This window comes from Salinivibrio sp. MA440 (assembly GCF_001996265.1).
Classification (GTDB): domain Bacteria; phylum Pseudomonadota; class Gammaproteobacteria; order Enterobacterales; family Vibrionaceae; genus Salinivibrio; species Salinivibrio costicola.
This window is the reverse complement of sequence record NZ_MUFI01000078.1, coordinates 1-5,968: the sequence shown is the minus strand read 5'-3', so window position 1 is coordinate 5,968 and position 5,968 is coordinate 1. Positions and strand designations below refer to the sequence as shown.

Below are 5,968 nucleotides of genomic sequence, written 5' to 3'. Positions count from 1 at the left end.
GAATAAGTATTTGATCTAAATCGAATATTAATAACTTTCTGAGCGGCATGTTTTATCCAATGCGTTATCTATTAAGCAAATACCGGATCCATGCTGCCGGCTTCTCGGGGGGCCATCAGCTTAAAGTTGTCGCTGTAGTCCACGGGAATGGCGATAACAGCTGGGCCTTGAGTATCTATGGCTTGTTTAAGTTGGGTGACTAAATCTTCTTGTCGTGTGACCGCATAGCCCTTGGCGCCAAAGGATTCGGCATAGGCTTTAAAATCAATCGGACCAAATTTCACCCCTGAATAACGTTGGTACTTTTTAACTTCCTGCATTTCCACCATGTTATAGGCGTTATCGACCCAGATGATGTGCAGCAAGTTACACTTGAGACGCACTGCCGTTTCTAGCTCCATACTCGATTGCATAAATCCACCGTCTCCGGACACGGACACCACTTTACGGTCGGGGTTGAGCAAGCTCGCGCCAATTCCCCACGGCAAGGCGACGCCCATGGTTTGTTGGCCATTAGAGACCAATAATTGCCGAGAGCGGAAGCAATTAAGATAGCGCGCAATCCAAATATGGAAGCTGCCCATGTCTAAGCACAAGGTGGTGTCTGGAGTGATCACATCCTGCATGGCTTTAATCAAATGCAGTGGATGCATGGCAAAATCTTGGTGTGAACGACTGTATGCTCGAATAGCTTGGCGCTGGTGGGCCACTTCTTCAAGTAAATCAACTGTTGATGCGGGCATAAGCCATTGATGGTCGAGTTGTTCGGTGAGCGCATTAAGGGTGGGCTCAATCTGGCCAACGAGCTCCACGCTAGGGCGGTAATAGTGCTCAATTTCTGCTGGTGCCACATCGATATGGATAATATCGGTGTGTTGCGTGTTCCAAAGCTCTGGATCATATTCAATTGGGCCAAAACCAATGGTGACGATCAGATCTGCGTTCGCTAACAAGAGATCACCGGGTTGATTATTAAATAAGCCGACCCGACCCGCAAAGCGCTGATAGTAGGTGATGTCGACGGTACCAGCAGCCTGATAGGTCCCGATGACGGGAAGCTGAGTACGATTGAGTAGAGCGCGAATAGCTGCGGCATTTTCAGGACGGCTGGCTTGTAACCCCAGTAAGAATACCGGATTATGCGCCGCTTTGATTTTGTTGGCCGCTTCGCGGATAGAGCGCGTATCAGCCATCCCTAATGGTGCCGGGAATGAAGGCGCGAGCACGCCACTGTCGACCGGTTGGTTAAGAATATCCATAGGTAAACTGACAAACGCGGCACCCGGGCGACCGCTTTCCGCTGCACGAAAAGCGTTGGCAAGGATTTCAGAGGTCGCTGAACCGGCTTGGACTTCGGCACTGTATTTGGTAACCGAATTGAAAATGCTGACGGTATCTAGGCTTTGGTGGGTTTGTTTTTGTTGATCGGCACGTTTCACCGCACCACCTAAAGCAACCACAGGATCGCCTTCAGAATTAGCAGTCGCCAGTCCAGTCACCAGGTTCGTGCAGCCCGGGCCGGACGTTGCCATGGTGACGCCCGCTTTACCGGTTAAGCGGCCAATAACACCGGCCATAAAGGCGCCATTCGCCTCATGGCGGACCGGGATCATTTTGATATTGGTATCTTCAATCGCATCAAAGAGGCGATCAATTTTTGCGCCCGGTATACCAAAAATATACTCGACGCCTTGACGTTCTAAGTGGGTTGCGACCAGTTGTGCGCCTGTGTCCCAATGCGTTGTTGTTGTCATGTTGGGCTCCTCGTGAGGTTAGCTCCCTATGGGAGGTGATATTATTTTTCTGCTTGTTCGATAGCGGCGTGAATATTGTCTGGTGTTAAGTTCGCGCCCAAAAATTCCGCATTGGTGGGGAGGTCAATCACCAACTTGGAGACGCGGCCGATTTGCAAGGTGCCGCATGCCAACTCGTAGTCTTGGACATGGCCGCCGCCTGCGCGAGTGTCAGTGATAAAGTGCTCGTGATAGCCCGCGACATTGATGCCCTGGGTATATTGCGGGCTACGGAAACCAGCAATTACGCCATTAACGTGATTAAAACGAAATTCTGGTTGGGCATCGATGGCCTCGAGCATGGGCTTGTATGGCGGTGTTTGCTTGGGCACGGTGCGCGTACGCACATGCTCGAAGGCGCCATCAATTCGAACGGCACAGAACAGGTTGTCACTTGGCACCAGTGTGTCGATTACGTCGTGCAGCTCTTGGCGCGACATGGGATGATCAAACTGTTGTGTAATGTCTGGTTTGAAAAAGGTCATAACGGCGAATGGTGTTTTTTGCTCAGGATCCGCGCGCCTTGCCGAACCATCGCCGCGTAGTTGAAAAATCGTCTGATCAAAGGCGATGAGTTCACCGTCCAATTGGTTAAAGGTCCCTAGGCCAAAGTCGCCATGCTCGAGCAGGTCGGCCATGGTGGTCTCGCCCTCATACACGCCATCAATCAAGGCACTCATCAATGAGGTTTGATAAATCTCACCTTCTCCTGTGTGTTGGTGATGCTTGAGATAGGCGGCGGCGACATGTTCTGCACAGTGGCAGGTTTGGGTGCTCATAAAGCGTCCTTATAAACCGAAGTCAGTTAGGTTAAAACCGAATCTTGATGATGCGAGGTTGAAGAAGGAGACACCAATACAAATAACGTTGGTTTTGATATCTAAAAGATATGGCACATGGAAAACGTGGTAAGATATTGAATCCAAACAGTTGATAATGCGCAGCATTAAGGCATGACGATGGAGTTTAGGTATTTACGGTATTTCGTCACAGTGGCCGAGTGTCAGCACTTTACGCGCGCGGCTGAGAAACTGGGTATTGCTCAGCCGCCACTGAGCCAGCAAATTAAAAAGCTAGAACAAGAGATAGGTGTGCCCTTATTAGAGCGCCTACCGCGAGGTGTGTCGTTGACACCAGCAGGAGCGGTGCTTTATCAAGATGCGGTAAAAATTCTCAGTCAGTTAGATCAAGCCGTGCAGCGCACAAAGCAGGTTGCCCGCGGGGAACGTAATCAAATACGCCTCGGTTTTGCCAGCTCGACGGTCGTCAGCCAACAAGTGTTAGCGCTGGTGCGAGGGTTACAAGAACATCATCCCGATATCGACTTTCAGCCGGTCGAGCAGCCCATGCCATCATTAGTGGAGACACTTCGTCAACAAGAGGTGGATTTAGCTTTCTTACGTTTGCCTTGTTATGCCAGTGAACATGTGGCGCATACCGCCTTATTTGATGATCCCTTTAAACTGGTTGTCGCGGCTGACCATCCTCTCGCGACATGTCACAGCGTGACGTTGTCACAGCTCGGCAATGATCCGATCATTCTCTTCCCTCGTGATATCGGGCCTGGGCTCCATGACGCGTTATCTGATGCATTAAAAAGCGCAGGATTGACACCATCTTCTGCATCGCTTGCGCCACAACTCCATTCCGCAACCGCAATGGTATCCGCGGGTTTTGGCGTGGCCTTGGTTCCCGCTTCGCTAACCACCCAGTTGAGCGACCACGTGTCTGTGCTGTCGCTGGTAGAGATGCCTTTGAGTAGCCAAGTGGTGCTGGCTTGGCAACGCACGAATACTGCCCAAGTGGTGCGTCGCTGTATTGCAACGGCACGCGAATGGGCGAATGCTCAGTAAGCCACCCAGATCGTCATCGTGTTCAACGCTAACGTGCGGCGTGTTGTAAAAATTCGAGTTGCATACGCTCTTGCTCGGACATTTGATAGGGTGTGTCCGACAATTGGTCAATGTCAAAGACGCCCAATGAATAGGTGTCTTTCGGACTGATACCAAATTGTGCTCGCTCGCCGGGGGAGCCTGACATGCGTTCAATCACGATATTTTTTAGCTGCCACTGCTTATCGAAGCCGAGTAACGTTTGCTTAAACGCTTTTAATTCAACAGTGTGATCGCCTTCCTGAAGCCGTTTTTTGGTGGTGAGAAACGCAACGGGTTCGTCGTTTTGGGTGAACAGATTGGCGCGAAAACGATAGATTCCGCCCTTATCGACATTAAGTTGTAAAGGGATAATCATATCGGCATCACGACCAAAGACGGGTTTTACTTGCGCTAACTGGGCAATCGGCTGATATAGCCTAAAATCGGCAGTGAGCACATCATGCCCAGAATCAAAGTCTAGGATCGCCTTGAGACGTAACTCCATCGGCCAGCTTTCGTCTGGCTCAATCTGCCATGTGTCTCCCGACACGGTCTTTGTCTCAATCACCTGGTTGGTCCTGACATCAATAATCTCTAAGACGGTTTGATTAACAGGTAAAGAGGCAACCAATGACGCTTGGATCGGCTTGGGATAAAAATAGCGGTATTGACTTAATTTGAGCGCTGCTTTCTCGGTGCCATCAAGTATAGGAACGGGTGTACTGATATGCCGATTCCAGTGCAAATAAGGGCTTTGCGGCGAGGCGATGGGCATTGAATAAGGTGGATGTTGGATTTTTTCTGCATAATCCGATGCAATGTAGCTAAGCGAGTTTCGCATGCTAACCGGTACAATATCTGGCTCAGTGGGTTGGGTTTGTTGTGCGAACGTTGTGACCTCTTCGTCTGTTGTTTGGCTCAATGATGACGCACTCTGTTCGTTGGTACGCACTATCGTGTTGGTCGCCAGCGCCATAGACGCTGGTTCTGGTGTATCAAGCCACAAATAGCCGGTAATGCCGATAGCACTTATCAGAGTGACTGCCAGGATCAGTCTTGTCATTGCAACCCCTAATTAACGTGTAACGAACAAACTATCATGAGTGAGAAAAGTGAAGAAATCCGACAAGCTGCTTCCTCACCATAAAAAAGCAGCTTTGCCGATTTTGTCACAGTGTGTTGTGCTTATTGCGGTAGGGCGTACACGATCTCTGACAATGTGTCACGGTCCGAATCACGGACATATCGATATTTTTTGCCAAACCAACCATCCTTATCAAAGGTTTCAACTGAGATGCGTGATTGATCGCCAAGCTTGAGCTCTGGATCGGTGGCGGTAACTTTACCTCGATGCGCTGACTTAAAGATCGTGAGGTGGCTGTATTTATTCCCCATTAGCAACGGGTAGTGCATGGGGATAAAGCGTCTCACTCCTTTATGGACATAATCTAACTTGCCATCGAACTCAATCGCGGTCGAACAGCTATCAAATGCATCGACATCGGCAGCGCCACATGCAGAATGCGCGGCAACCACACCGTCATCACTGCCTGGAATAAAGGGAGATGTCGCCCCCAAGAAGTCAGAGCCATTGCCAACAAAGCGAATACGAGGGACACGGTTGTCAGGCCAGTTCGATAATTGGCGTGCGTTGGCGACTTTTAAATCGTTCAGAACGCCAATATTGTCTTTGTTCGGTAACTGACCCATCCAAAGCGATACCGCTTTTTTCATTGTGTGATTAAGCCAACCGCCTCCCTGTGCCACATTGACAGCAATGTCTGCCATTTCGACACCACCACCGGCACCGGCAAAATCGAAAGTCCCTACAATATTGAGCGGCTCAAGACCTGCGTTAATCAGCCAATTTTCTTGGTTATCTAACAGATAGCGTGCAACCAAATCGCCGGTAGAGTGGGTGACTAAAAGGCAGCCGGACAAACAGGTTTCTTGCTCTGAAAGGGTTTTTAGCGCAGGCCAAAGGTAATCTGAGGCGATTTTTCCTTCAATACGCTCATTGGCCGGCCAATCTATACGTGCATCGGCGTACTGCAGCCAGTAATCTTGCCAATAGTTAGCGCCATCTTGCACGACTTGATCGTGATCGGGGCGGCTTTGTAGTTGATCAGGCTGAAAACCGTGAATCAGTACCACCTTATAGGGGCCGATTGCGGCGAAGGCTGAAGCGGAAAATATGGCCGCCAGCATGAGTAATGCGCGATATATATTTTTCATTGTTGTAGCCAACTTGTTTTGAGTAAACACTCAGTATTATATAGCGGATTGTACAATAAGTGCCAC

At 49.7% G+C, this 5,968-nt stretch carries 5 protein-coding genes; 1 reads left to right on the top strand and 4 read right to left on the bottom strand.

From position 1 onward, the window contains the following. Nucleotides 1–71: 71 nt before the first annotated feature. A complete protein-coding gene (alsS, locus tag BZG80_RS15340) occupies nt 72–1,754 on the bottom strand; it encodes an acetolactate synthase AlsS (protein ID WP_077679746.1) in 1,683 nt (560 codons plus the stop codon). 41 nt (nt 1,755–1,795) lie between these two features. Then, the gene (gene budA, locus BZG80_RS15335) at nt 1,796–2,572 is read right to left on the bottom strand and encodes an acetolactate decarboxylase (protein WP_077679745.1); all 777 of its coding nucleotides are present in this window, start codon (nt 2,570–2,572) and stop codon (nt 1,796–1,798) included. A gap of 180 nt (nt 2,573–2,752) precedes the next feature. On the opposite strand from budA, the gene BZG80_RS15330 reads away from it, so the two are divergent. Then, nucleotides 2,753–3,646, top strand: a complete 894-nt coding sequence (locus BZG80_RS15330) for a LysR family transcriptional regulator (RefSeq protein WP_077669364.1) — start codon at nt 2,753–2,755, stop codon at nt 3,644–3,646. Between the two features lie 28 nt (nt 3,647–3,674). On the opposite strand, the gene BZG80_RS15325 is transcribed toward BZG80_RS15330, so the two are convergent. Together BZG80_RS15325 and BZG80_RS15320 are read right to left on the bottom strand one after the other, a co-directional pair. Next, entirely contained in the window at nt 3,675–4,730 is a 1,056-nt protein-coding gene (locus BZG80_RS15325) for a hypothetical protein (protein ID WP_077679744.1), read from the bottom strand. A gap of 122 nt (nt 4,731–4,852) precedes the next feature. Continuing rightward, a complete protein-coding gene (locus tag BZG80_RS15320) occupies nt 4,853–5,902 on the bottom strand; it encodes a hypothetical protein (protein WP_077576602.1) in 1,050 nt (349 codons plus the stop codon). Nucleotides 5,903–5,968 lie beyond the last annotated feature (66 nt).

Excerpts from the sequence above, each read along its gene's own strand:
- budA (WP_077679745.1), bottom strand. The coding sequence starts at position 2,572 with ATGAGCACCCAAACCTGCCACTGTGCAGAACATGTCGCCGCCGCCTAT.
- BZG80_RS15320 (WP_077576602.1), bottom strand. The coding sequence starts at position 5,902 with ATGAAAAATATATATCGCGCATTACTCATGCTGGCGGCCATATTTTCC.
- BZG80_RS15330 (WP_077669364.1), top strand. The coding sequence starts at position 2,753 with ATGGAGTTTAGGTATTTACGGTATTTCGTCACAGTGGCCGAGTGTCAG.
- alsS (WP_077679746.1), bottom strand. The coding sequence starts at position 1,754 with ATGACAACAACAACGCATTGGGACACAGGCGCACAACTGGTCGCAACC.
- BZG80_RS15325 (WP_077679744.1), bottom strand. The coding sequence starts at position 4,730 with ATGACAAGACTGATCCTGGCAGTCACTCTGATAAGTGCTATCGGCATT.